A 21608-nucleotide genomic window follows, 5' to 3' on the forward strand; every position below is an offset into this window, starting at 1 on the left:
TCACGGCAGCACGTGGGCCCCGTCGGACAGGACCGGGTGTGGAGCAATCGATACGGGCGCGGATCCGCGCCGGGGACGCCGGGGCGTTCGGGCAGGTCTTCGAGGATCACGCCCAGACGGTGTACCGGCACGCCGTACGGATGACCGGGGACCGCAACGCCGCCGAGGACGTGGTCTCGCTGACCTTCCTGGAGGCCTGGCGGCTGCGCACGCGGATCGCCCCCGAGCGCGAGGGCGGCTCGGAGGGCCTGGCGCCGTGGCTGCTGGGCATCGCCGGGAACGTCATCCGCAACACCCGCCGGGCGGCGCGCCGGCACCAGAAGGCGATGGCCAGGCTGCCGCCGCGCGAGGCGGTGCCGGACTTCTCCGGCGAGCTGGCGGGCCGGATCGCCGACGCCGAGGAACTGGCCGCCGCGAAGGCCGCGTTGGAGCGGCTGCGGCCGGCCGAGCGCGAGGTCTTCGCGCTGTGCGTGTGGGAGGGGCTGGACCACGCGGCCGTCGCCGAGGCGCTGGGACGGCCGGTGGGTACGGTCCGCTCCCGGCTCTCGCGCGCCCGCGCCCGGCTGCGGGAACTCACCGCCCGGGAGCTGGCCGCGGCGCGGTCGGCCCGGGCGGCGCGGCAGGATCCGGCCCGGCGGCCCACGACCCGCCGGCCCGCGCCCCGGCAGGAAGCACCGCAACGCCCGGACGGCACCGGACAGGTACCAGGTGACCGCACCCCCGCGGTCCGGCCGACCAAGGAGACGATCCGATGAGCGCCACCCCCCGCCACCGGTCCGACGAGGCCGAGCGGGACGAGCTGGCCCGGCTGCTGCCGGCCCCGGCCGCCCCGGAGCTCCCCCGCGGCCGCCTCCTCCTGCTCAAGGAGCACCTGGTGGACAGCATCACCGACGCCGGCACCGCCCCCGGCACCCCCCGACGCACGCCCCGGCGGCGCAGCCTGCTCCTGGGCGCCGCGCTCCCGCTGGGGCTGGCCGCCGCGCTGGCCGGCGTCCTCCTCACCACCGGCACCGCCGGCTCCGAAGGCTCCGCCCCCGGCGACGACAGCGGCCGGTCGCTGGGCCGTGCCAGCGGCGTCGCGTACACCCTGGAGAGCGAGGAGCAGGTCGTCCGGCTCACCATCCTGGAGGACGAGAAACCGGTGGACGCGGACCAGCTCCAGCGCGACATCGACCGGTTCGGGATCCGGGCCCGGGTCTACGCGGGCGAGCCCGGCTGCCGGGCCGCCGAGCCGGAGCGGCCTCCACACGTGGACCTCAACGCCGGGTGGGAGATCGAGCACGACCAGCCCACCGGGCCGCTGGTGCTGACCGTCCGCCCGCGCCTGGTCCCGGCGGGCACGACGGTCTTCGTCTACCTGCCGCTGGCGACGTCCGATCCGGCCAACAGCTACCGCGAGATGGAGGCCGGGCTGATGAAGGCGCCGGGGCCGGCCTGCATGCCCGCCAGGGTCTTCGACGACCCGCTGGCGCGCCTGTTCCCGACGCCGCCCGCGAAGTGACCGCGGCCCCGCCGCCGCGGCCGTAGGGGCCGGCCCCCTTCTCGGAACCAGTCGGACTACATATTCAGTCCACCGACATATACAGTCGTCCGACAGTCAGAGAGAAGGGGGCACTCCCATGCCACCGCGCCCGCCGACCCGGCCGCGCCCGTTCCGCCCCACGGCACTGCGCCCCGCCGTGGTCCTGCTCGCCGGCTACCTGGCCGAACTGCTGTTCCGGCTCGTCCTCGTCCGGTCCATGAGCTTCCCCTCCGTCCACCCCGACGAGGACTCCTACCTCGCCCTGGCCCGCGTGCTGGCCGGCGGCTCGGCGACGGAGATCCCGGTCGGCGTGGTCGTCCCCGGCGGCTACCCCCTGCTGATATCCCCCGCGCTGCGCCTGGCCGACGACCCGACGACCGCCTACCACCTGGTCATGGGCATCAACGCCGCCGTCAACGCGCTGGTCTTCCCGCTCGCCTACGTCGCGCTGCGCCGCCTCGGCCTGGGCCGCCGCCGCTCGTACGCCTTCGGCGCCGCGACGGCCCTGCTGCCGCCGGTGGTCTTCTACTCGCAGTTCGTGATGACCGACGCCGTCCTGCCCGTCCTGCTGCTCGCCTGGCTGCTCTGCCTGCACGGCTGGCTGGCCGACGGCCCGCCGCGGCGCCGCACCTGGCACGCCGTCGGCGCGGGGGCGTCGGCCGGCTACGCGATGGCGGTGCACGACCGCGGCGGCGTGGTGGTCGCGCTGACCGCGGCCGTCCTGCTCGGCGTGCTGCTGCTGCGCCGGGCGCCGTGGCGCGCCACGGCGGCCGGGCTCGCGGCGCTCGGCCTCGGCGTGCTCGGCGCCGAGCTGCTGTCGAGGTGGCTGCACGCGCGGTTCACCGTCCCGGACAGCGACGTCGGCGGCTCGCTCTGGAAGGGGCTGACCGACCCGTCGACCGCCCTGCAGACCCTCGCCCGCGCCACCGGCCAGATCTGGTACTTCACCGCCTCCACCTGGGGCATCGGCGGGCTCGCCGTCGTCGCCTGCCTGGGCACGGTGTTCGACCGCCGCCGGCCGTGGGCGCTGCGGGTCACCGGCGGCGTGCTGGTGGCGCTGCTGTTCGGCACGGCCCTGGCCGCCTCCGCCGCCCTGCCGCTGGACGGCCGGGTCGACGACTGGGTGTACGCCCGCTACACCTCCTGCCTCGCACCGGCGGCCTTCGTGGCGGGCGTCGCGGTGCTCGCCGGGTACGGGCGCCGCGCGCTGGTCCGGACGGCGGCGGTGGCGGCCGGGCTCACCCTGCTGTTCGCCGGGGTCGTGGCCCTGGCGGCCGGCCGGCGGCTGCACACGTCGATGTTCATCCCCTGGACGCTGCCCGACATCTCCTTCCTGGCCGCGGACTGGGCCCGGGTCGACCTGCCCCGCACCTGCGCCGCCGTGGTGTTCGCGCTCGGCACGGTGGTGCTGGTCCGCAACGCCGGGGGCCGCCGGGTGCTCGGGGCGCTCGGCGGCTCGCTGGCGCTGTTCGCCGCGTTCGCCACCACGACGATCACCGCGCAGGTCGCCCGGCCGCACGCGGAGGGCCGCGAGGGCCTGGCAACCGGCTTCACCCGCGCCGCCGGGATCAGGCCGGACGACAACGTGGTGTTCGCCTGGGACGTCGACTGGTCGCTGCGCGCCGCCCAGACCTTCGAGGTCTACCGGGGGCGGGTCTGGTCCCGCGACCCCCGCTGGCAGCCCGTCCCGGCGGAGGCGAACGTCATGGTCCTCCCGCTGCCCGGGGCCGGGAAGCCGCCGGAGGCGTACTGGCCCGGCCACCCCGCCGACTGGTACGTCGAGCGGTACGACAGCGCGCAGAACTGGGCGGTCTGGCACCGGCGCTGAGCCTCCCCGGGCGAGCCTCCGGCCTCCGTACGGGCGTGGGCGGCGAGGACGGCGCGAGCAGCCCGGACGAGCGCCGCTCCGGGCGGCCGTGCGCAGCGCGGAGCAGCGCCGGTCGGCCTCCTCGCGCCGGGGGACCGGGCCGGCCTCGCGCAGCGACCGGGCGGTGGCCGCGCCGGTCGGCGCCGGGCCGGCCGAGGGGGTGGCCGCGCAGGCCGCGCTCACCGTGCCGCTCCCGGCCGGGGTGGCGCCGCGCGAGGCCGCCGCCGTCCCACTGGGCCTGGCCACGACGCTCCTGCTGCCGACCGACGCGGGCTGCCTCTTCCCGGGGCACCGCGCTGGTCCACTCCGCGGGCGGCGGGATCGGCACCGCCGTCGCCGGGCCCGTCCCGCTGCTCCGCGGGGGCCGGCTGCTCGGCACGGTCGGGCGGCCGGAGAAGGCCGCGGCCACGATCGCCGCCCGGCCACGACCGCGCCTTCGCCCACGAAGAGGCGGCCGCCGGGGCGATCCGCGCCACCACCGGCAACCAGGGGCGTCGACCTGATGCTCGACCCGCCGGGCACCGCGGCGCTCGACCTCGTCCTCGCGGCAGCGGCGCCCGGCACGCGGACCGTGCTGTTCGGCAACGCGGGCGGCGGCGCCGGCGCCGACCTGCCCCCGCCGGCCCGCCCGGCGGCGGGCAACCCGACCGTCACCGGCTTCAGCCACCGCGCCTGGCGGCCACCGCCCCGCCCGGCCGGCCCGCGCCATCGGGCAGGCGCTCGACCGCCTCGCCGGGGGCGGCCTCGACCTGCCGGTCACCGAACCGCCCGGGCTCGACGCCGTCCCGGCCGCCCACGACGACGCGGTGCAGGAGGTCCGGGCGACCGGTACGTACGGGGTGCGCGTGAGCGGTTGAGGCCCGTCTCCACGTCCGACGCCCGCGGGTACGGCACCGTCGACGCCCACGGCAACGCGCCCTGCACGGGAAGTCGACTCGGCCGACTTCCCGTGCTGGGCGCGCTGTCCCGCCGACCAGGTCAGCTCGCGGCCCCGGAGGGGGCGGAGCCGGTCCGGCCGGTGGCGGTGGGGGCGGGACGGACGGAACGCTTCAGAGCCATGTGCATGACAGGGCGGTCCTTTCGAGGAGGAGGAGACGGGGCTCGCCCGCGACGACGCGTCAGCTCAGCGGCCTGCTCGGGCACCAGGCGTCGCCCCAGGCCGTCGTCTGGACGCAGTTGTGGCCGCCGCGCCCGTCGTTCGGGTCCGTCAGCGTCGCGTCGTCGAACACCGAGGCGCCGGCCGGAGCGACCCCGCCCAGCCAGGCGGTGACACCCAGCGCGACCGCGGCCAGTGCCCGCGTCACGATTCCTCGCATGACGACAACTCCCATCACTTCGGGGACGGTTCCACACGATCCGGACGTTTCCGCAGTTCCTGCCGCGGCAGCCGGTCCGTGATCGCCACCCTGCCAGGCGGCGGATGGCCACGGCATCCCCCGCAGGGGATCATGAGCCTGCCTGGCAGCTTTAGGAGGCATGCGATGGACTCCCCGATCGGCCCCGACGGCCCGAGCGGCCCCGGCCCGACCGCCCCGACCGGCCCGACCGGCCCGACCGGCCCGACCGCCGTCGTGCCCGCGCTCGACGGCGCGGCCGTCACCCTCTACCGGTGGACGGTGGTGCACGAGCGCCTCACCCCGGCCACCCTCGCGCAGGCGGCGTCCGAGACCGACCTGAGCCTTCCGCAGTGCGAGGCCGCCGTCCGGCAGCTCACCGACGCCTGCCTCCTCCAGGAGCTGGCCGGCGCCGCCGGGGAGGGGCACCCGGCCGCCTGGCAGCCCGTCAGCCCCCAGGCCGCGACCGCGCAGCTGCTCTCCGCCCGCGACACCGCCCTGCGCGCCCGGGAGGAGGCCCTGCGCGAGCAGCGGCGGATCATCCAGCAGCAGCGCGACGGGCTCGCGGCGCTGGTGCCCGTCTACCTCCAGGCGCGCCAGCACGCCTTCCCGCAGGGCACCATCGACCGCCTGCCGGACAAGTTCGCGGTGCGCTCGCTGCTCGCCGACGTGATCGACTCCTGCCGCAGCGAGGTGCTGGTCTCCAAGCACGGCGGCTCCTTCCCCCCGGCCGCCCTGCGCGAGGCGCTGCCGCGCGACCTCGCACTGCTCGACCGGGGCGTGCGGATGCGCAGCCTGTACCAGCACGCGACGCGCTTCGACCAGCCCACCCGGGTGCACGCCGAGCGCCTCATCCGGGCCGGTGCCGAGATCCGGACGCTGCCGGAGGTGCTGCCGCAGCTGATCATCGTGGACGGCTCGCTCGCCCTGCTGCCCGCCAGCTCCGGCGGCGCGCTGATCGTCCGGGATCCGGACCTGCTCTGCTACCTGCTGACGGTCTTCGAACGGGACTGGGAGAACGCGGCCCCGTTCGCCACCGGGCCGCAGGCCGCGCACGACGTGACCAAGACGATGAAACAGAGCATCCTGGTGCTGCTCGCCAAGGGCCTCAAGGACGAGTCCATCGCCCGCCGCCTCGGCATCTCGCTGCGCACCTGCCGCCGCCACGTCTCGGACCTGCTGGACGGCCTCGGCGCGCACAGCCGCTTCCAGGCCGGGGTGGTCGCCGAACGGCTGGGCCTGACCTCGCACCCGGCCCCGGCCGCCGCCCCGGCCGCCGTCGAGGAGCCGCCCGCCCCGGCCTGCCCCGCCTGCGGCGGGGCACTAGCGGCCGCTCCCGCCGCCGGCCCGCGCCCGGGCGGCCGCCCACCCCGCTACTGCTCGCCCCGCTGCCGCTCCCGCGCCTACCGGGCCCGGCAGCGGAGCCGGGCGGATGCCGTCACGGAACCCCGCGACAGCGTGACGTAACCCGGGGCGGCGCCTACGAACCGACGGCGGCAGGCAGGCAGGCCGGCAGCGCCGGGCTTGACCGAGATCCTGGTGACCGGCGCAACCGGCAGTGCGGGCAGGCACGTGGTGACCTCGCCGGTCGAAGCCGGCCACGCGGTGCGGGCGTTGGTGCGTGCCCCCGCGAAGGCCGCCCTGCCCGTGCGGCCGGAGGCGGTGGGGCTGGTCGCCCGGCACGCCCGGCGGGTCGTCTACCCGTCGACGGACCTGGCGGACCTCGCCGAGGACGAGCCGCCCGCGGTCCTCCACCAGGAGGTCGAGCGGCCGATCCGGCACTCGGCCCTGGAGCGGGCCTTCGTCCGGGCGACCGACTTCGCGGGCGACCTGCCGGCCTGGGCCGACCAGGTGCGCCAGGGCGTGGTCCGCCGGCCGTACGGGCGGGCGCGGCGCGCGCTGGTGCGCGAGCGGGACCTCGCCGGCGTCGCGGTGCCGGCGCTCACCGAGGCGGGCACGCCGGCGCGAGGCACGTGCTCACCGGCCCGCAGTCGCTCTCGCACGCCGAGCCGGCCGGGATCATCGGCGGGGAGCTGGGCGTCGCGGTGCGGTGGGAGGAGCCGGATCCGGGGACGGCCCGCGAGCGGCCGACGGCCGCCTGGGGGAACGCCGCGTTCGTGGAGGCCCGGCTGCGCGCCTGGGAGTCGTTCGCCCGCGAGCCGGAGCGGGTGACCGGCACCGTGCGGGAGGTGCTCGGCCGTCCGCCGCGCGACATCCGCAGCCGGGTGCGGGAGCGTGCGGCGGACTTCCGGCAGGCCCCGGGCGGACGTCAGTACCGGACGGCCTTGACCACCACCGGCAGCAGGGTCAGGTCGGCCGGCTTCCGGCTGAAGGCGACGGGCTCGGCCGTGCCGTTCGCCGGGACGTTCTCGGCTCCGACGACGACGCTGTCCACGGTCTTGCCGCCGGTGTCGGTGAAGTCCACCTGGACGGCGTAGGAGGCCGGGGCGGGCCCCGGGTTGCGGACCCTGACGACCACCGCGTGCAGGCCGCCGGTGTCCTGCCGGTTGATGCCGGTGATGGCGACGTCGCCCTGGGCGTTGCCGCCGTCCGGCACCCCGCTGAGCACGGAGGCGGCCTTCTCCCTGGTCGCCGCCTGCTGCGCCGAGACGGAGGCCTCGAAGGCGGAGGCCCTGGCGGCGCCGGAGGCGGAGGCCGCCGCGGAGGCCGCCGAGGCCGAGGCCGCCGCGGCGGAGGCGGAGGCCAGCAGCGACTCCGCGGCGGAGGCGACGGCGGAGGGCGGCTCGCCGGAGAAGGCGCCCGCTTCGGGCGCGGTCGCCGTCGGCGAGCCGGCCGCCGTACCCGAGGAGCTGCTGCCGCAGGCCGCGAGCACGGCGACACCGCAGGCGGCGACGATCAGCGTGACCGTCCGCTGCGGCGTCCACCGGCGGCCCGGTCGCCGGGCGCCGTCCGGGGTACGGCCGGACAGCGGTCGGCGGTTGGGTCGGCCCTGGCTGGGGGGACTGTGGAGTTCACGCACCGAGGATCCCTCTCCTGGTGGGGGTGGGGCGGCCGAGGGGCCCGTACGTCCCCATGCTTGGCAACATCCCGCTCCGCAGCGACAGCGCGTGACCCGTCCGGGTGGGCGGGCCCCCGCGCGGGCCCGACGGGTACCGCCGCGCACGCCGGTCCGGGCCGGGACCGGCGCCGACCGGCTCCGGCCTCAGCCCCCGACGGCCAGCACCGCCTTGCCGTGCAGCCGCCGCCCGAGCAGGGCGTCGACCGCCTCGGCCGCGTCGTCCCAGGCGCCGCGCCAGGTGACGCCGGGGTCCAGCTCACCGGCCGCCACCCGGTGGGCGAGCCAGCCGAGGTCACGGCCGAGGCCGGGGCAGGCGAGCAGGTAGAAGGAGACCACCGAGCGGTCGTGCCGGGCCGCGTCGCCGAACAGGGTGCCGAACGCGAAGTCCTCCCCCTGCCCGGAGCTGTGGCCGGTGGCGACGAGGGTTCCCCCCGGCGCCAACGCCCGGTACGCCTCGACCAGTTGAGGGCCGCCCACGACGTCGACCACGCCGTCGACCGGCCCCGCCGCCTCCTTCGGCGAGCCGACGACCTCGTGGGCGCCGAGGCCGCGCAGCAGGTCGCCGTTTCGCTCGGGCGAGCCGGTGGACGCCACGACGTGCGCGCCCGCCGCCCGGGCGAGCTGGACGGCGTAGCGGCCGACGCCGCCGGTGGCGCCGGTGACGAGCACGCTGCGGCCGAGCAGCGGGCCGATGCGGTGCAGCGCGCGCAGGGCGCTGGCGGCGGCGACCGGGATGGTGGCCAGGGCTCCCGGGTCGGCGCCGGCGGGTGCGACGCCGATCAACCCGGTGTCCACCGCCCGCAGTTCGGCCCAGCCGCCGGCCGGCATCAGGGTGACCACCGGGGTCCCCTCGGCGGGGCCGGAGCCGTCGGCGGCGGCGCGTTCGACGACCCCGGCGGCGTCCCAGCCGAGAACGGTGCCGTCGGGGGCCGAGGTGCGTCCGAAGGCGACCTCGCCGTAGTTGAGCGAGGTCGCGGTGACGCGGACCAGGGCCTGGTGGGGCGCCGGGACCGGCTCCGGGGCCGTACCGAGGCGCAGGCCGCCGGGGGCCGAGCGGTCGACCAGGAGTGCACGCATGGAGGATCCTCCCCAAGATTCTGCCACTGAGTGGCATAAGCCTATAGGTGGCACTCCGGGCCTGGCTAGACTGGCCGCGATGACTCCCGAGAAGGCCACCGGCACCGCACCCCGGGCGGGCGCCCCCCAGGCGCCGGGCGCCGGGCTCCCGCTGCGCGAGCGCAAGAAGCTGCGCACCCGTCAGGCCCTGGTCGACACCGCCCTGGAGCTGTTCGGCGAGCACGGCTTCGACGGGGTGACGCTCGACCGGCTCTGCGAGGCCGTCGAGGTCTCCAAGCGGACCTTCTTCCGGGCGTTCACCAGCAAGGAGGACGTCGCGATGGCGCCCACCCAGGACCTCTGGGCGGCGTTCCTGGTGGCTCTGGAGGACCGGCCGCCGCAGGGCGGGGGCGGCCGGCTGGTGGCCGTGCTGGAGGAGGCCCTCGCGGAGGCGATCGACCGGATGCCGGCCGACGGCTGGGCCGAACGCGCCCTGGCGAGCCGCCGGCTGGCCGCCCGGACGCCGTCGATGGACGCCCACGGGCTGGCCTTCTGCGAACGGACGACCCGGGAGGCGGTCGCGACGATCGGCCGCCGGTTCACCCTCGACGGCCCTGCGGCGGGCGCCGCCCTGCGCGCCCGGCTGGCGGTGGACATGCTGGTCGCCGCGTTCCACCAGGCGATGGACGCCTGGGTGGCGCAGCCGTCCGGGCACACCCGCGCCGACCTCGCGCACCGGCTCCGGGCGGCCTGCGCCGAACTGCCGGGCGCGCTCGCGGCGACGGCCGGGCCCCGGCCCGCGCCCACGGCGACGCCCGGGCCCCGGCACGACCGGCAGGGCTGAGCCCCGGGCGGACCGGGACCCCGCGGAACGAGCCCCGCCCCGGGCGCGCGCACGGCGCACCCGGGGCGGGGCTGTCGAGGGTGTCCGGCAGCCTCAGGCCGTGGCCGCACCCGCCTCCTCGGCGCCCGCCGCCTCCCCGACGGGGACGGAGCGCAGCTGCGCAGCGGGCGGCGCGGGGATGGCCGCGGCGACGGCGGCCGCGATCAGCGCGACGCCGCAGCCGATCGCCAGGCCGACCCGGAAGCCGCCCTCCGAGGGCAGCGTGTGCCCGCCCAGGGTGACGGTCATCTGCGACAGCACCACGCCCACCACGGCGGCGGACACCGAGGTGCCCAGCGAGCGCATCAGGGTGTTGAAGCTGTTCGCCGAGGCGGTCGCGGACAGCGGCACGGCGCTCATGATCAGGGCGGGCATCGCACCGTAGGCGAGGCCCACGCCGCTGTTGCAGACGATCGTCACGACCAGCACGCCCCAGGTGGAGCCCATCAGCACCAGCGCCAGCCCGTAGCCGACGGCGATCGTCAGCGCCCCCGCGACCAGGGTGAACCTCGGGCCGCGCGCGGCCGACAGCTTGCCGCCGAACGGGGAGACGACCATCATCATCAGCCCGCCGGGCGCCATCCACAGGCCCATCGCCAGCATCGACTGGCCCAGCCCGTAGCCGGTGGCCTGCGGCAGCTGGAGCAGCTGGGGCACGATCAGCGCCTGGGCGTACATGCCGAAGCCGACCAGGACGGAGGCGGCGTTGGTCAGCAGCACGCGCGGGCGCGCGGTGACCCGCAGGTCCACCAGCGGGTCGGTGACGCGCAGCTCCCAGCGGGCCCAGAGCAGCAGGATCGCGGCGGAGGCGGCGAACAGGCCGAGGGTCCGGGTGCTGCCCCAGCCCCAGTCGCCACCCTTGGAGACGGGCAGCAGCAGGCAGACCAGGCCCGCGCTCAGGCCGATCGCGCCGACGACGTCGAAGCGCCCGCGGCCGCCTGGACGGCCGTCCGCCGCGGGAGCCGCCGGGATCACGCTCCAGAGCATGCCGATGATGACGACGGCCAGCACCGCGGTGCCCCAGAACAGCACCCGCCAGCTCGCGTAGTCGGCGACGCCGGCCGCGATCGGCAGGCCGAGGCCGCCGCCGATGCCCATGGAGGCGCTGACCAGGGCGATCGCCGAGCCGAGGCGCTCGGGCGGCAGCACGTCGCGCAGCAGGCTGATGCCGATCGGCACCAGGCCCATGCCGATGCCCTGGAGCGCCCGTCCGGCGATCATCGGCAGGACGGAGTCGGCCACCGCGCAGAGCACCGAGCCGACCAGCAGCGGGACGCAGGAGGCGATGAGCATCGTCCGCTTGCCCAGGAGGTCCCCGAGGCGGCCGCTGATCGGGACGAAGACGGCGGCGGAGAGCAGGGTCGCGGTGATGACCCAGGAGGCGTTGGAGGGGGTGGTGTGCAGGAGTTGCGGGAGCTGGCTGATCAGCGGGGTGACCAGGGTCTGCATGATCGCGGCGACGGTGCCGGTGAAGGCGAGCACCGCCACGATCGGACCGGTGCGGGCGGTGGGGGCGGGGCCGTTGATGACGGGCCTCCTCGGTCGTCGAAGAGCAGGAGTGTGCAGAAAACACACGATGTGTATGACACACAGGCTGGTCAGCTTACACATGATGTGCGTTGCGCACAGCATGTGCGGGCTGCATACCTCTGGCATACTGAAGGGTGATCCACGGAGAACCCGCAGGTCGAAGCGGTGAGGAAGGGACTTCGACATGACCAGCCCCACGCACGAGGTCGCCCTCGAATTCCTGGTGTTCGCCCGGCACCGCGACCTGAGCCAGGTCAACGCCCGCCCCGAGGGCAGCCAGCTCGAACGCAGCGCCTACATCCTGCTCAGCCGGGTCGACGCCGAGGGGCCGATGTCCATCGGGCAGCTGAGCGACGCCTTCGCGCTGGACGTCTCCACCCTCAACCGGCAGACGGCGGCCCTGAAGAGCGCGGGGCTGCTCGACCGCATCCCGGACCCGGACGGCGGCATCGCCCGCAAGTTCCGCCTCACCGAGGAGGGCCGGCGCCGGCTGGACCAGGAGCGCGAGGCGCACGTCCGGGCGCTGAACCAGGTGATGGCGGACTGGCCGGAGGAGGACGTCGCCACCTTCGCCGGCTTCCTGCGCCGCTTCAACACCGGGATCGAACGGATCGACGGGCGCCCCTGGCCCCGGGGCTGACGGCCGGGCGTCCCGCCGGGCCCGGCCGGCCGGCCCGCCGAGGTGTGGACCGGGGCTCAGCCCGCCGAGGTGAGGTCGGCGAGGAGGGCGGCGCCGGTCCAGGCCGGGGCGGCGCCGGGGGCGGCCTCCTCGGCCCGGCGGACGAGGGCGATCAGCCGGGCGCTGACGGGCGCGGCCGTCCCGTGGCGCTCGGCGAGGGCGACGATCTCGCCCTGGAGCGAGTCGATCTCGGTACGGCGGCCGCGCTGGAGGTCCTCCCACATCGAGGAGCGGGCGGTGGCGTCGATCCGCAGGCCGGCCCCGGCCAGCTCGTGGAACTGTTCGTCCGGCAGTTCGAGCACCTGCGGCATCACCTCCGGCGGCACCGGGCCGAGCTGCGCCGGCACCATCCCGGCGGCCCGGAAGGCCTCCAGCGCCTCCCGCTGGCAGCGCGCGACGCACTGCCGGTACGCCAGCTGCCCGACCTGCTCGCGCAGCGGCAGGCCGGAGAGCGCGTTGACCGCGTTGTTGAGGTTCATCAGCAGCTTGGCCGCCTGGACGGCCGGCATGTCCGGCCGCAGCTCCAGCGGCAGCCCGCTCGCCCGTGCCGCGTCGGCCAGGGCGTGGGCGCCCGCCTCGTCCGCCAGCGCCGGCGATCCGCCGCTGCCCTGGTGGAACGCCGCCGGGCCGGTCCGCACCACGTTGTACGGGACCATGCCCGCCAGGACCCGGTGGTCCGGCAGCGCGGCCGCGAGCACCGCCGGGTTGTGCAGCCCGTTCTGGAAGGACACCACCACCGTGTCGGGCCCCAGGTGCGGGGCGAGCTCCGCGGCGGCGGCCGCGGTGTCGGCGGACTTCACCGTGACCAGGACGTAGTCGGTGCCGGCCGCGGCCCCGGCGTCGGCGGTCGCCGTCAGGCCCCGCACCTCGCGGCGGGCCCCGCCCGGGCCGGTGAGGGTCAGGCCGTGCGTGTCGATCGCCGCCATCGCCGCGGCCCGCCCGATCAGGGCGACCTCGGCGGTCCGGGCGAGCATGCCGCCGAGGTGGCAGCCGATGGATCCGGCGCCGAACACGGCGATCCGCAGCCGGCGCGGGGCAGGGGCGGTGGACACGGGGCGGCTCCGGGGCGAGGGAGGGTGCGGGGCGTCGGTCAGTCGAAGAGGTCGGGGTCGGAGGCGGTGATCTGGTCCCACAGCGGGCGGGCCTGGAACCAGCCGGCCAGCGGGGTCCCGAGCTGGTCGCGGGTGGCCAGCGCGGTCTCCCGGTCGATCAGCCTGGGGGTGCCGGCCGCCATCGCGAGCAGCTGGGCCTGGCAGGAGCGCTCCATGGTGACGAACCACCAGACGGCCTCGGCGACGCTCTGCCCGACCGTCAGCAGGCCGTGGTTCTGGAGGATCACGGCCTTGTGGGCGCCCAGGGCGGCGGCCACCCGCTTGCCCTCCTCGGTCGAGGTCACCACACCCCGGTAGTCGCTGTACAGGCCGTGGTCCTCGAAGAAGGCACAGGCGTCCTGGGTGATCGGGTCGAGCAGGATGCCGAGGCTGGAGAAGGCCTTGCCGTGGAGCGAGTGCGAGTGGGCGGCGGCGACGGCGTCGGGGCGGGCGGCGTGCACCTGGGAGTGGATCGCGAAGGCGGCCCGGTTCACCGGCCGGGTGCCGTGCAGCAGGGCGCCCTCGTGGTCGACCAGGACCAGGTCGGAGGCCCTGATCTGGCTGAAGCTCATGCCGAACGGGTTCACCCAGAACGCGTGCGGGTCCTCCGGGTCGCGGACGGTGATGTGCCCGGCGACCCCCTCGGAGAACCCGAAGCGGCCGAACAGCCGGAAGCCCGCGGCGAGTTGCTTCTTGCGGTACCGGCGCTCCTCCTCGACCGAGTCGAACACCGGCGGCAGCGGCAGGGTGACGCCCTCCGGCGCGGGCCCCACGACGCCGGTCGCCGCGTACGGGTCGACGGGCTGCTGCGGTACGGGCATGGCGACTCCTCGGGTTGCGGTCGGGCCGGTCGGGGGTCGCGCGTCACGCCGCGGCGGCGGACGCGCGGAAGCGGTCGAGCAGTTCGCGGGCCTGCGGGCTGTCGGCGTCGAAGCCGTGCATGCCCCGGAGGTCGGCCGGCACTCCGGGGCCCGCGAGCCAGGCGCCGTGGCAGCTGAAGCAGAAGGAGATCGAGAGAAGCAGCCCGTCCGGTCCGTGGGCCCGGATCCCGTACGCGGGCTCGAAGCAGCGCCGCAGTTCGCCTTCCGGCAGACCGGCGACCAGATCGAGGGCGGACCGGGCGGGCGCCGCGTCCCAGACCGCGACGACGTCACCGGTCACGGAGTCCGATCCCCAGGCGCCCACCGGGTCGGCGATCCGGACGACCTCGACCACGTGGGCCTGCGCGGCGGCGTCGGGAAGCAGCATTCGAACAGGATCACAGAACGACGCCGGGACGGGAAGGTGTCGTCGACCGGCGCGTCCGAGGCGACCGGGAACCCCCGGAGCGCGTTTCGGCACACCGGCACCGAGCTGCTAGCATTTCTGACGTCGCGAGGGGCATGATTCCTCGTCAGGCGTCAGCGGTGCTACCAGAGCACGTCCTACTTTCAGTAGGAAGAGTCCGTGCGACCCGGGCCTGGCGCTCCACGGTCGGAAGGGCCCGGCACCTCCCCAGGTGCCGGGCCCTTCCGCGTTCACCGCTCACGCCACGAGGTCGGCCACCACCAGCTCGGCCGCCCGCACCGGATCCCCGTCCGCACGGGCGAGCAGGTCGGCAGCGGCGTAGGCCTCCTCGGCCCCTTCGCGGATGGTCAGCTCCAGACAGTGCACCGACGCGAAGCGCGGCGCGCTGAGCGCCGCACCGATCCCCGGACGCAGCCGCTCCAACTCCACGACGACCGCCCAGGCGTCGTCCTCCATCCGGGCCCGCAGGACCGGGTCGCAGGCCGCGACGGCCCGGTCGAGCCCGAAGGTGTCCTCGCTGTCCTCGCACGCCCGGAGCGCCGGCAGGAGTTCGGGGGCGCCCAGGACCTCCGCGGCGTCCACGGCGAAGGAACGGGCCCCGTCGTCGGACTCCAGCATGCGCGCGACCAGCGGCACGACCCGCGGGTCGTGCCGCCTGGCCAGCCCGTGCACGGCCTCGCCCCGGGCGTCGTCGTAGTCGTCGGCCGTGCGCGTCCACAACGCGTCCCTGATCGCGGTCGTGTCGTGGTCCAGGCAGACACCCAGGGAGAACGTCGCCCAGTCGCGGACCTCACAGTCCTCGTCCCGGGTGAGCCGGACCAGAGCCCGGACGTCGGGCCCGTCGGGCAGCCCGCTGTTGACGGGGCCGATCGCCATGGCGACGTGGAGCCGCACCTCGGGGTCCCCGTGCTCGACGAGCCGCACCAGCACCGGAACGGCCTGCGCCTCCTGCGTCCGGCCCAGGGCGGTGACGAGGGAGCTCAGCACGGCGGCCGCCGTCTCCGCCCCGGCCAGCGCCACCAGGGCCGTCGCCACCTCGCCGCGCACCGACTCGTGCGCCTCGGCCGTCCGCCCCACCAGGTCGCAGCCCACCTTCCGCTCCACGGCGTCGGCCGACGCCAGCAGCCCCAGCCCGCAGCGCAACGCCGTCGGCCCGCCCTCCCCGCGCACCGCCTCCCAGACCAGGTCCCAGTAGGCGTGCACGTCCTCGTCCGCCTCCGAGGCCTCCACCGCCCGCGCCGCCGTCACCATGCGCTCCGTCAACCCCACCACGTCGTCCATGCGCGCATTCCTACCGGATGAGCCCGCTGCCGGGGTGAGCGGTTTCCCGCCGCCCCTGGAGCGCGATTCGGCACACCGGCGTTGAGCTGCTAATATTTCGTTCAACGCGAGGGACTTGAGCCCTCGCCAGGCGTCAGCGGTGCTACCAGAGCACGTCCTACTTTCAGTAGGAAGAGTCCGTGCAACCCGGGCCTGGCGCTCCACCACCGGAAGGGGCCGGCATCCACAGGGATGCCGGCCCCTTCCGCGTCCACGCCCCCGGAGTCGCGGGAAGCCGGCCGGGCCGACTTCCCACGGCCGGCCGGGGACCGGTCAGCCGCGGCGGCGCCGACCGAGGGCCACGGCCAGGCGCCCGCACCGCGGAGCACCAGCAGCGCGCCGCCGACCGCCGCCGCGGACAGCACGCCGGCACCGGTGCGGGCGAGGACTCCCGCGCCCTGCGGCCCCTGGGACGCCAGCGATCCCTGCCGGGTCGACGAGTACCCCGGGTTCGCCGGGCCCGGGCCCGGCGAACCCGCCCCGGACAGGCCGGTCCTGTGCGATTGGCGGCGTCAAATCACTGCGTATCCAGTGAACTTGGCGGTCCGAGGGGCGAACGGCGGCAAACATGTCCGTCCGTTCACGACCGGAATCCGGCCATCCGGGCCTCGGGGGGCGCCGCCACCGGGGCCGGGCCGTGCCTCCTGCCCTCGATTCGGCGCACCGGCGTTGAGCTGCTAGTATTTCCGATGTCGCGAGGGACATGAGCCCTCGTCAGGCGTCAGTGGTACTACCAGAGTACGTCCTACTTTCAGTAGGAAGAGTCCGTGCAACCCGGGCCTGGCGCTCCACCGTCGGAAGGGTCCGGCACCACCCCAGGTGCCGGACCCTTCCGCGTTCCGGATCGGGCAGCCGAGCCGGGCGGGACCGGATTCCGCCCGGCCAGCGCATCCGCCCGTCCCGCCCGAGCCTCGATTCGGTACACCGGCGTTGAGCTGCTAGTATTTCCGATGTCGCGAGGGACATGAGCCCTCGTCAGGCGTCAGTGGTACTACCAGAGTACGTCCTACTTTCAGTAGGAAGAGTCCGTGCAACCCGGGCCTGGCGCTCCACCGTCGGAAGGGTCCGGCACCTCCCCAGGTGCCGGACCCTTCCGCATTTCCTCCCGCCCCCCAAAGCTCCGAGCATGGTGAATCCCCAACTGGCCGCACATCTCGTCCTATTGGAGCATCATCGGGAAAAGGCCTGATCTCATCCTCACCGAATCTTCGGAACGGAAGCCGGTTTTCCGCCACCGGAGGCAGGGGTAGGGCCGAGACGTTCGCACCCCGACTGTTCGAGACCCCACGGCGGGTGGCGAATCCGTGAAGCATTTCCTGCCGGAAGGACACCCTCGTGCACAGGACTCTTCGCAACGCCCTCGCGACCGTCATCGTGACGGGTGCGCTCACCACCGCCGCCGCTCCCGCCGCCCTGGCCGCCGACCAGGCGCCGGCGGCGGCCGGTGCGCGGGCCGAGCTCCGCAACCCGAAGACGGTCAAGGTCGCGGACTACAACCAGGCCCGCACCACCCTGATCAACGCGGGCAGCAAGACGGCCGCCAAGTCCCACCCGGCCCACGGCACCAAGGACGTCCCGGTCTCCCACGGCACCAGCCTGCTCGCGGAGGCCCGCGACGAGTTCCGCGCCGCCGACCGGAACCTGCCGGCGAACCAGAAGAAGTCCGACATGTCGATCCCGCACTACAACGCCATCCACAGCGCCGCCAGGACGATGGGCATCGACAGCTGGTGACGGCCCCGCGCCGAGTCGAGCCGCGCCCCGGCCGATGCCGGTCCTCCTGCCCTCCCCCGGCCTCCGGCGGAGTGCAGGAGGACCGGAAGGCCGGAAGGCCTCGGCATTCGACCGTCCCCGGACACGGGCCGCGCTCCCGGGCTCCCGGGCTCCCGGGCTACTGGGCTACTGGGCTACCGGGCTACGGGAACCGGGGGGTCACGGCGGGCCCGCCCAGGGTGCCGTCCTCGGCCACGGTGAAGACCCTGACCTCCGCCGCCAAGGTCACCGTGATCCGGCCGGGGCCGGACCACTCGGCCCTGACGAAGCCGTCCTCCGCCGCCCAGGTGCCGAGGCCCCAGTGGCGGGCCGACCAGCCGCGGCCGGTCAGCAGCTCCACCCGGTAGACCGGGTCGATCGAGAGGGCGGTGTCGGTGACGCTCAGCACGTGGTCGGCGCGGCCCGGGTCCGCCTGGCGGTCGACCACCCGGCCGTCGCCGCCGAAGAGGTACGCCAGCCCGCCGACCGCCGCCCCGATGACGAGGAGCGGGGAGAGCACGGCCGCGCAGCCGATCTGCGCCCACCGGGTACGGAACTCGAACTGGGCCACCGCCGAGGCCACCGCCAGCGTGACCGCCGTCCCGAGCAGCAGCACCGGGTGGTTCAGCCAGCGCTCGACCTCGACCAACCCGCCCGGGCGGGAGGAGAAGTAGCCCGGCAGGTACACCAGCAAGGCCGCCAGCGCCGCGCCCCGCAGCCACCACACGACCTGTCTGCGGCGCTTCGCCGTCATTGCTCCCCCCGGAGTCGACCTTTGCCGGGACTTTACTACGGGGATGCCCGGGCGGTCCGGACGGCGGGGTTGCCGCCCCCACGGCCCGGACCGCCCGGCCCACCGGCCGTACCCCCGTCACCGCCGGTAGAAGACGCTCCGCGACCAGACGTAGCCGACCAGCGTCAGCGCGGTGCACCAGGCGAGGGCGCTCCAGGCACTGGTGCCGACCCCGGTGCCCGTCAGCAGCCCGCGCAGGGTCTCGATCATGGGCGTGAACGGCTGGTACTCGGCGAACCAGCGCAGTGCCGTCGGCATCGAGTCGGTCGGCACGATGGCGCTGCCGACGAAGGGCAGGAACTGGAGCGGCATCGGCATGTTGCTGGCGCTCTCGACCGTCTTGGCCACCAGCCCGATGCCGGCCGATATCCAGGTCAGCGCGATGGTGAGGAAGAGCAGCAGACCCATCGCGGCCACCCACTCCACCGGCCCGGCGTTCGGCCGGAACCCCATCGCGAGGGCCGCGCCGATCACCAGCACCAGCCCGATCATGGTCTGGATGACGCTGCCCACCACGTGCCCCGCCAGGAAGGCGGAGCGCGATATCGCCATCGTGCGGAAGCGGTTGACGATGCCCTCGGTCATGTCGGTGCAGATGCCGATCGCGGTGACCAGTGACCCGGAGGTGGCCGCCATCAGCACGATGCCCGGCGTGACGTAGTCGATGTAGTGACCGCCGCCGATCCCCGCGCCCAGCGTGCTGCCGTAGGCGTAGTTGAAGAGCAGCAGCATCATGACCGGCATCACCACGACCGCGAAGGTCAGCGACGGGTACCGCAGGGCGTGCTTGAGGTTGCGGCGCAGCATCGTCAGCGAGTCGCCGAGCGCGTGGCCGGCCGTGCTCGTGGCCGTGCTCATCGTGCGCCCTCCCCGGTCAGTTGGAGGAACACGTCGTCCAGGTCGGCCGTCTCCACGACCAGCGACTCGGCCTGGACGGAGGCGTTGTCCAGCGCGTCCAGCACGGCCTTCACGGTGAGGACGGAGTTGTCCCCCGGGATCTCCAGCCGCAGCGCCTCGGTGTCGGCCGTGGCGTACTCGAACAGGGCAGCGGCGGCGGCCAGCGAGCCGGTGTCCGCGAACCGGAGGCGGATCCGCCCGCCGGGGGCGTACCGCTTCAGTTCCTCGGCCGTGCCCTCGGCGATGATCCGGCCGCCGTCCAGGACGGCTATCCGGTCGGCGAGCTGGTCGGCCTCCTCCAGGTACTGGGTGGTGAGGAGGACCGTCACCCCGTGGTCGGCGACCAGGCTCCGGATGATCCCCCACATGGTGCGCCGGCTGCGCGGGTCCAGCCCGGTGGTCGGTTCGTCGAGGAAGATCACCTCCGGGTCGCCGACCAGCGTCATCGCGAGGTCGAGTTTGCGCCGCATGCCGCCGGAGAAGGTCGCGACGGCCTGGCGGGAGGCCTCGGTGAGGTCGAAGCGCCGCAGCAGCTCCTCCGCCCGCCTCCGCCCCTCCCGACGGCGGAGGTGGTTGAGGTCGGCCATCAGCAGCAGGTTCTCCTCGGCGGTGAGCAGGTTGTCCACCGCCGAGAACTGGCCCGTCACCCCGATGGCCCTGCGCACCCCGTCGGCCTCCCGGGCCACGTCGTACCCGGCCACCCGGGCCGAGCCGCCGTCGGCGGGGATCAGGGTGGAGAGGATCTGCACGGTGGTGGTCTTGCCGGCGCCGTTGGGCCCGAGCAGGGCGAACACGCTGCCCGCCGGGATCTCCAGGTCGACGCCCTTCAGGACCGGCTTGTGCCCGTAGGACTTGGTCAGGCCCGCGGCCGAGATCGCCGGGGCCACCGCACTCGCCGGTCCGGCCGGGGCCAGCGCCTCCGCCGCCATCACGCCCGCCGGACGATGACGTTGCCGACCTGGGTGCGGCCGCGGACCTCGACCGTCTCCACGGCGTCGCCCGGGCCCGTCGTGGGGCCGAGGTCGTTGCGGACGCCGCCGACCTTGGCGTGCACGTCGAGCCAGGCCGCGGTGCCCTCGGCGATGCCGACCTCGACGTCCCCCACGCTGGTCTGGAGGGCGACCTGGCCGCGGGCCACCCGCCCGACCCGGATGTGGCCGTGCGCGGACTTGGCGTCCACGCTCCCCTCGGCGCGGCCGATCTGGATCCGGCCGTTGGAGGCGTTGACCTGCACCTCGCCGTGCACCTCGTCGATCTCGACGTCGCCGATGCTGTTCTTGACCGTCAGCCGGCCGCCGACGGAGCCGACCTCGATCCGGCCGGAGCCCGTCACCTCGGCGTCGAAGGCCGTCCCGCCGAGCCGGACGTCCCCGAAGCCGGTGTCGAGCCGGGCGCTGTCGGCCTGCTCGACCTGGATCCGGCCGAGCGAGGTCTTGAGCCGGCAGGCACCGAGCGGGCCCTCGGTGACGAACTCGGCCATCGGGGACTCGCTGTGGACCTCGGAGCCGAGGGGCAGCTCGACCATGATCTCGACCGCGCCCTTCTTGCTGGCGAAGACGGAGCGCTGCTTGGGCGTCTTGATGCCGAGCCGGCCGCCGGAGAAGTCGACCTGGGTCTGCTCGGCGGCCTTGACGTCCGCCTCCTTCGCCGGATTGGCCGGCCGGACCTCGACCACGGCGTCGGTGCGCTTGCTCGCCTTGATCCAGACCGAGCCGATGTCGAACTCGAGGATGGTGGAGATCGGTCCGTCGGTCTCGTACGTGGGCATGGCTGTCCCGTCCTCTTGACTCGTGTGAGTGTTCCCGCTGGTGGGAGCGGGGGTGACGTCGAAGGTGCAGAAGGTGGTGCGGGAGGTCGTACGGGTGCTGGGGGTACTGCCCGGGTGCTGCGGGGCTCCTAGTGGACCCAGCCGGTGAAGCCCTGGCCGCCGATGCTGCGCGGGACTCGGGCGCCCCGCTCGGCGACCGGCCCGCGGGCCGGCTCGCCGCCCTCCAGCGCACCGGCCAGGGCCCGGACCAGCCAGGCGTTGAGCGAGAGGCCGGCCTCGGCGGCGGCCTCCTCCGCCCGGGCCTTGAGGTGGGCGGGGAGCCGGAAGTTGATCCGGGCGGTGCCCGTGTCGTCCGGCTCCGCCCCCACCGATGGTGCCATCGGTGGCGCCACGGGCGGCACCACCGGCGCCATCGGTGGCAGATCACCGTGGAAGGCGTCCGAGCCGGGTGGCGCCGTGACCACGAACTCCGGATCGAGTCCGCGCAGGCGCACGTCCACCGAGCCGGGGGCGAGGTCACGGGTCACTTCGCCCATGGCCGCCGAGAGCGCGTTGAGCAGGGTGAGCCGCACGGCCGACTCCAGCGGGAGCGTCAGCCGCTCGGCCAGCGCGCGGGCGTCGTCCCCGCCGGTGGCGGCGGCCACCGCGAGCTCGTTCCGGAGGTTTTCCACGTATGGCGTGAGGTCCATGCCCACAGCATGGCACACCCATGGCGCCATGTCGAGCACTCATGGCGCCATCATGGCGCCATCACCCGAACGGGTGCGGCCCTCCCCCTCCCCTCCGCCCTCCCCCTCCGTCCGCCGTCCG

Annotated in this window: 21 protein-coding genes; 8 read left to right on the plus strand and 13 right to left on the minus strand. The window is 75.2% G+C overall.

The genetic code is table 11. The features are described from left to right. The first annotated feature begins 38 nt into the window (after window positions 1-38). The 3 genes from ACH5AR_RS28045 (at window position 39) to ACH5AR_RS28055 (ending at window position 3350) form a co-directional block, all read left to right on the plus strand. Window positions 39-755: an RNA polymerase sigma factor gene (locus tag ACH5AR_RS28045; RefSeq protein ID WP_396304302.1), complete on the plus strand. Its 717-nt coding sequence runs from the start codon at window positions 39-41 to the stop codon at window positions 753-755. Then, window positions 752-1501, plus strand: a complete 750-nt coding sequence (locus tag ACH5AR_RS28050; protein ID WP_396304303.1) for a hypothetical protein — start codon at window positions 752-754, stop codon at window positions 1499-1501. The genes ACH5AR_RS28045 and ACH5AR_RS28050 overlap by 4 nt, the downstream gene beginning before the upstream one ends. 118 nt (window positions 1502-1619) lie before the next feature. Next, window positions 1620-3350 carry a hypothetical protein gene (locus ACH5AR_RS28055; RefSeq protein WP_396304304.1) on the plus strand — a complete coding sequence of 577 codons (1731 nt, stop codon included), beginning with the start codon at window positions 1620-1622 and terminating at the stop codon, window positions 3348-3350. A 1157-nt stretch (window positions 3351-4507) separates the two neighbouring features. On the opposite strand, the gene ACH5AR_RS28060 is transcribed toward ACH5AR_RS28055, so the two are convergent. Beyond that, window positions 4508-4705, minus strand: a complete 198-nt coding sequence (locus ACH5AR_RS28060; RefSeq protein WP_396304305.1) for a hypothetical protein — start codon at window positions 4703-4705, stop codon at window positions 4508-4510. A 165-nt stretch (window positions 4706-4870) separates the two neighbouring features. Here ACH5AR_RS28060 and ACH5AR_RS28065 point away from each other — a divergent pair, with 165 nt between their 5' ends. Together ACH5AR_RS28065 and ACH5AR_RS28070 are read left to right on the plus strand one after the other, a co-directional pair. Further along, window positions 4871-6190, plus strand: coding sequence for a LuxR C-terminal-related transcriptional regulator (locus ACH5AR_RS28065; protein WP_396304306.1), 1320 nt, complete (start codon window positions 4871-4873; stop codon window positions 6188-6190). A 72-nt stretch (window positions 6191-6262) separates the two neighbouring features. Continuing rightward, window positions 6263-6895: an SDR family oxidoreductase gene (locus tag ACH5AR_RS28070; RefSeq protein ID WP_396304332.1), complete on the plus strand. Its 633-nt coding sequence runs from the start codon at window positions 6263-6265 to the stop codon at window positions 6893-6895. Window positions 6896-6992: 97 nt separating this feature from the next. Here the strand turns inward: ACH5AR_RS28070 and ACH5AR_RS28075 are convergent, their stop codons facing one another. Both ACH5AR_RS28075 and ACH5AR_RS28080 read right to left on the minus strand, forming a co-directional pair. Then, window positions 6993-7703: a hypothetical protein gene (locus ACH5AR_RS28075; protein ID WP_396304307.1), complete on the minus strand. Its 711-nt coding sequence runs from the start codon at window positions 7701-7703 to the stop codon at window positions 6993-6995. Window positions 7704-7886: 183 nt separating this feature from the next. Next, window positions 7887-8819, minus strand: a complete 933-nt coding sequence (locus ACH5AR_RS28080) for a zinc-binding dehydrogenase (protein ID WP_396304308.1) — start codon at window positions 8817-8819, stop codon at window positions 7887-7889. A gap of 79 nt (window positions 8820-8898) precedes the next feature. On the opposite strand from ACH5AR_RS28080, the gene ACH5AR_RS28085 reads away from it, so the two are divergent. Beyond that, the gene (locus ACH5AR_RS28085; protein WP_396304309.1) at window positions 8899-9642 is read left to right on the plus strand and encodes a TetR/AcrR family transcriptional regulator; all 744 of its coding nucleotides are present in this window, start codon (window positions 8899-8901) and stop codon (window positions 9640-9642) included. Window positions 9643-9735: 93 nt separating this feature from the next. On the opposite strand, the gene ACH5AR_RS28090 is transcribed toward ACH5AR_RS28085, so the two are convergent. Next, a complete protein-coding gene (locus ACH5AR_RS28090) occupies window positions 9736-11256 on the minus strand; it encodes an MFS transporter (RefSeq protein ID WP_396304310.1) in 1521 nt (506 codons plus the stop codon). 139 nt (window positions 11257-11395) lie between these two features. Here ACH5AR_RS28090 and ACH5AR_RS28095 point away from each other — a divergent pair, with 139 nt between their 5' ends. After that, window positions 11396-11851, plus strand: coding sequence for a MarR family winged helix-turn-helix transcriptional regulator (locus ACH5AR_RS28095; RefSeq protein ID WP_396304311.1), 456 nt, complete (start codon window positions 11396-11398; stop codon window positions 11849-11851). Window positions 11852-11907: 56 nt separating this feature from the next. Here ACH5AR_RS28095 and ACH5AR_RS28100 read toward each other — a convergent pair whose 3' ends face one another. From ACH5AR_RS28100 to ACH5AR_RS28115, 4 genes are all read right to left on the minus strand, one after another. Continuing rightward, the gene (locus ACH5AR_RS28100; RefSeq protein ID WP_396304312.1) at window positions 11908-12942 is read right to left on the minus strand and encodes a 2-dehydropantoate 2-reductase; all 1035 of its coding nucleotides are present in this window, start codon (window positions 12940-12942) and stop codon (window positions 11908-11910) included. Window positions 12943-12980: 38 nt separating this feature from the next. Next, complete coding sequence (locus ACH5AR_RS28105; RefSeq protein ID WP_396304313.1) at window positions 12981-13802, minus strand: class II aldolase/adducin family protein; 822 nt, start codon at window positions 13800-13802, stop codon at window positions 12981-12983. 43 nt (window positions 13803-13845) lie between these two features. After that, a complete protein-coding gene (locus ACH5AR_RS28110; RefSeq protein WP_396304314.1) occupies window positions 13846-14229 on the minus strand; it encodes a hypothetical protein in 384 nt (127 codons plus the stop codon). 276 nt (window positions 14230-14505) lie between these two features. Then, window positions 14506-15549: a HEAT repeat domain-containing protein gene (locus ACH5AR_RS28115; RefSeq protein ID WP_396304315.1), complete on the minus strand. Its 1044-nt coding sequence runs from the start codon at window positions 15547-15549 to the stop codon at window positions 14506-14508. Between the two features lie 1374 nt (window positions 15550-16923). Between ACH5AR_RS28115 and ACH5AR_RS28120 the strand changes: the two genes are divergently transcribed. Further along, the gene (locus ACH5AR_RS28120) at window positions 16924-17322 is read left to right on the plus strand and encodes a hypothetical protein (protein WP_396304316.1); all 399 of its coding nucleotides are present in this window, start codon (window positions 16924-16926) and stop codon (window positions 17320-17322) included. Window positions 17323-17503: 181 nt separating this feature from the next. Here the strand turns inward: ACH5AR_RS28120 and ACH5AR_RS28125 are convergent, their stop codons facing one another. From ACH5AR_RS28125 to ACH5AR_RS28145, 5 genes are all read right to left on the minus strand, one after another. Beyond that, entirely contained in the window at window positions 17504-18094 is a 591-nt protein-coding gene (locus ACH5AR_RS28125; protein WP_396304317.1) for a hypothetical protein, read from the minus strand. Window positions 18095-18211: 117 nt separating this feature from the next. Beyond that, on the minus strand, window positions 18212-18991 hold the full coding sequence (locus ACH5AR_RS28130) for an ABC transporter permease (RefSeq protein WP_396304318.1): 780 nt from the start codon (window positions 18989-18991) through the stop codon (window positions 18212-18214). Next, window positions 18988-19959 (minus strand): ATP-binding cassette domain-containing protein, encoded by a 972-nt coding sequence (locus ACH5AR_RS28135; protein ID WP_396304333.1) that lies wholly within the window; start codon window positions 19957-19959, stop codon window positions 18988-18990. The genes ACH5AR_RS28130 and ACH5AR_RS28135 overlap by 4 nt, the downstream gene beginning before the upstream one ends. Beyond that, window positions 19959-20798, minus strand: coding sequence for a DUF4097 family beta strand repeat-containing protein (locus tag ACH5AR_RS28140; protein WP_396304319.1), 840 nt, complete (start codon window positions 20796-20798; stop codon window positions 19959-19961). Before ACH5AR_RS28140 ends, ACH5AR_RS28135 begins: the two co-directional genes overlap by 1 nt. Before the next feature lie 128 nt (window positions 20799-20926). Continuing rightward, window positions 20927-21487 carry a toxin-antitoxin system HicB family antitoxin gene (locus ACH5AR_RS28145; protein WP_396304320.1) on the minus strand — a complete coding sequence of 187 codons (561 nt, stop codon included), beginning with the start codon at window positions 21485-21487 and terminating at the stop codon, window positions 20927-20929. Between the last annotated feature and the right edge of the window lie 121 nt (window positions 21488-21608).

The sequence above is a fragment of the Kitasatospora sp. NPDC018619 genome (genome assembly GCF_044391605.1).
Taxonomy (GTDB): domain Bacteria; phylum Actinomycetota; class Actinomycetes; order Streptomycetales; family Streptomycetaceae; genus Kitasatospora.

What these genes read in the sequence shown, in the direction of transcription:
- ACH5AR_RS28050 (WP_396304303.1), top strand. Translation starts at nt 752, where the DNA reads ATGAGCGCCACCCCCCGCCACCGGTCCGACGAGGCCGAGCGGGACGAG.
- ACH5AR_RS28055 (WP_396304304.1), top strand. Translation starts at nt 1,620, where the DNA reads ATGCCACCGCGCCCGCCGACCCGGCCGCGCCCGTTCCGCCCCACGGCA.
- ACH5AR_RS28060 (WP_396304305.1), bottom strand. Translation starts at nt 4,705, where the DNA reads ATGCGAGGAATCGTGACGCGGGCACTGGCCGCGGTCGCGCTGGGTGTC.
- ACH5AR_RS28065 (WP_396304306.1), top strand. Translation starts at nt 4,871, where the DNA reads ATGGACTCCCCGATCGGCCCCGACGGCCCGAGCGGCCCCGGCCCGACC.
- ACH5AR_RS28080 (WP_396304308.1), bottom strand. Translation starts at nt 8,819, where the DNA reads ATGCGTGCACTCCTGGTCGACCGCTCGGCCCCCGGCGGCCTGCGCCTC.
- ACH5AR_RS28085 (WP_396304309.1), top strand. Translation starts at nt 8,899, where the DNA reads ATGACTCCCGAGAAGGCCACCGGCACCGCACCCCGGGCGGGCGCCCCC.
- ACH5AR_RS28095 (WP_396304311.1), top strand. Translation starts at nt 11,396, where the DNA reads ATGACCAGCCCCACGCACGAGGTCGCCCTCGAATTCCTGGTGTTCGCC.
- ACH5AR_RS28105 (WP_396304313.1), bottom strand. Translation starts at nt 13,802, where the DNA reads ATGCCCGTACCGCAGCAGCCCGTCGACCCGTACGCGGCGACCGGCGTC.
- ACH5AR_RS28110 (WP_396304314.1), bottom strand. Translation starts at nt 14,229, where the DNA reads ATGCTGCTTCCCGACGCCGCCGCGCAGGCCCACGTGGTCGAGGTCGTC.
- ACH5AR_RS28115 (WP_396304315.1), bottom strand. Translation starts at nt 15,549, where the DNA reads ATGGACGACGTGGTGGGGTTGACGGAGCGCATGGTGACGGCGGCGCGG.
- ACH5AR_RS28125 (WP_396304317.1), bottom strand. Translation starts at nt 18,094, where the DNA reads ATGACGGCGAAGCGCCGCAGACAGGTCGTGTGGTGGCTGCGGGGCGCG.
- ACH5AR_RS28130 (WP_396304318.1), bottom strand. Translation starts at nt 18,991, where the DNA reads ATGAGCACGGCCACGAGCACGGCCGGCCACGCGCTCGGCGACTCGCTG.
- ACH5AR_RS28135 (WP_396304333.1), bottom strand. Translation starts at nt 19,959, where the DNA reads ATGGCGGCGGAGGCGCTGGCCCCGGCCGGACCGGCGAGTGCGGTGGCC.
- ACH5AR_RS28140 (WP_396304319.1), bottom strand. Translation starts at nt 20,798, where the DNA reads ATGCCCACGTACGAGACCGACGGACCGATCTCCACCATCCTCGAGTTC.
- ACH5AR_RS28145 (WP_396304320.1), bottom strand. Translation starts at nt 21,487, where the DNA reads ATGGACCTCACGCCATACGTGGAAAACCTCCGGAACGAGCTCGCGGTG.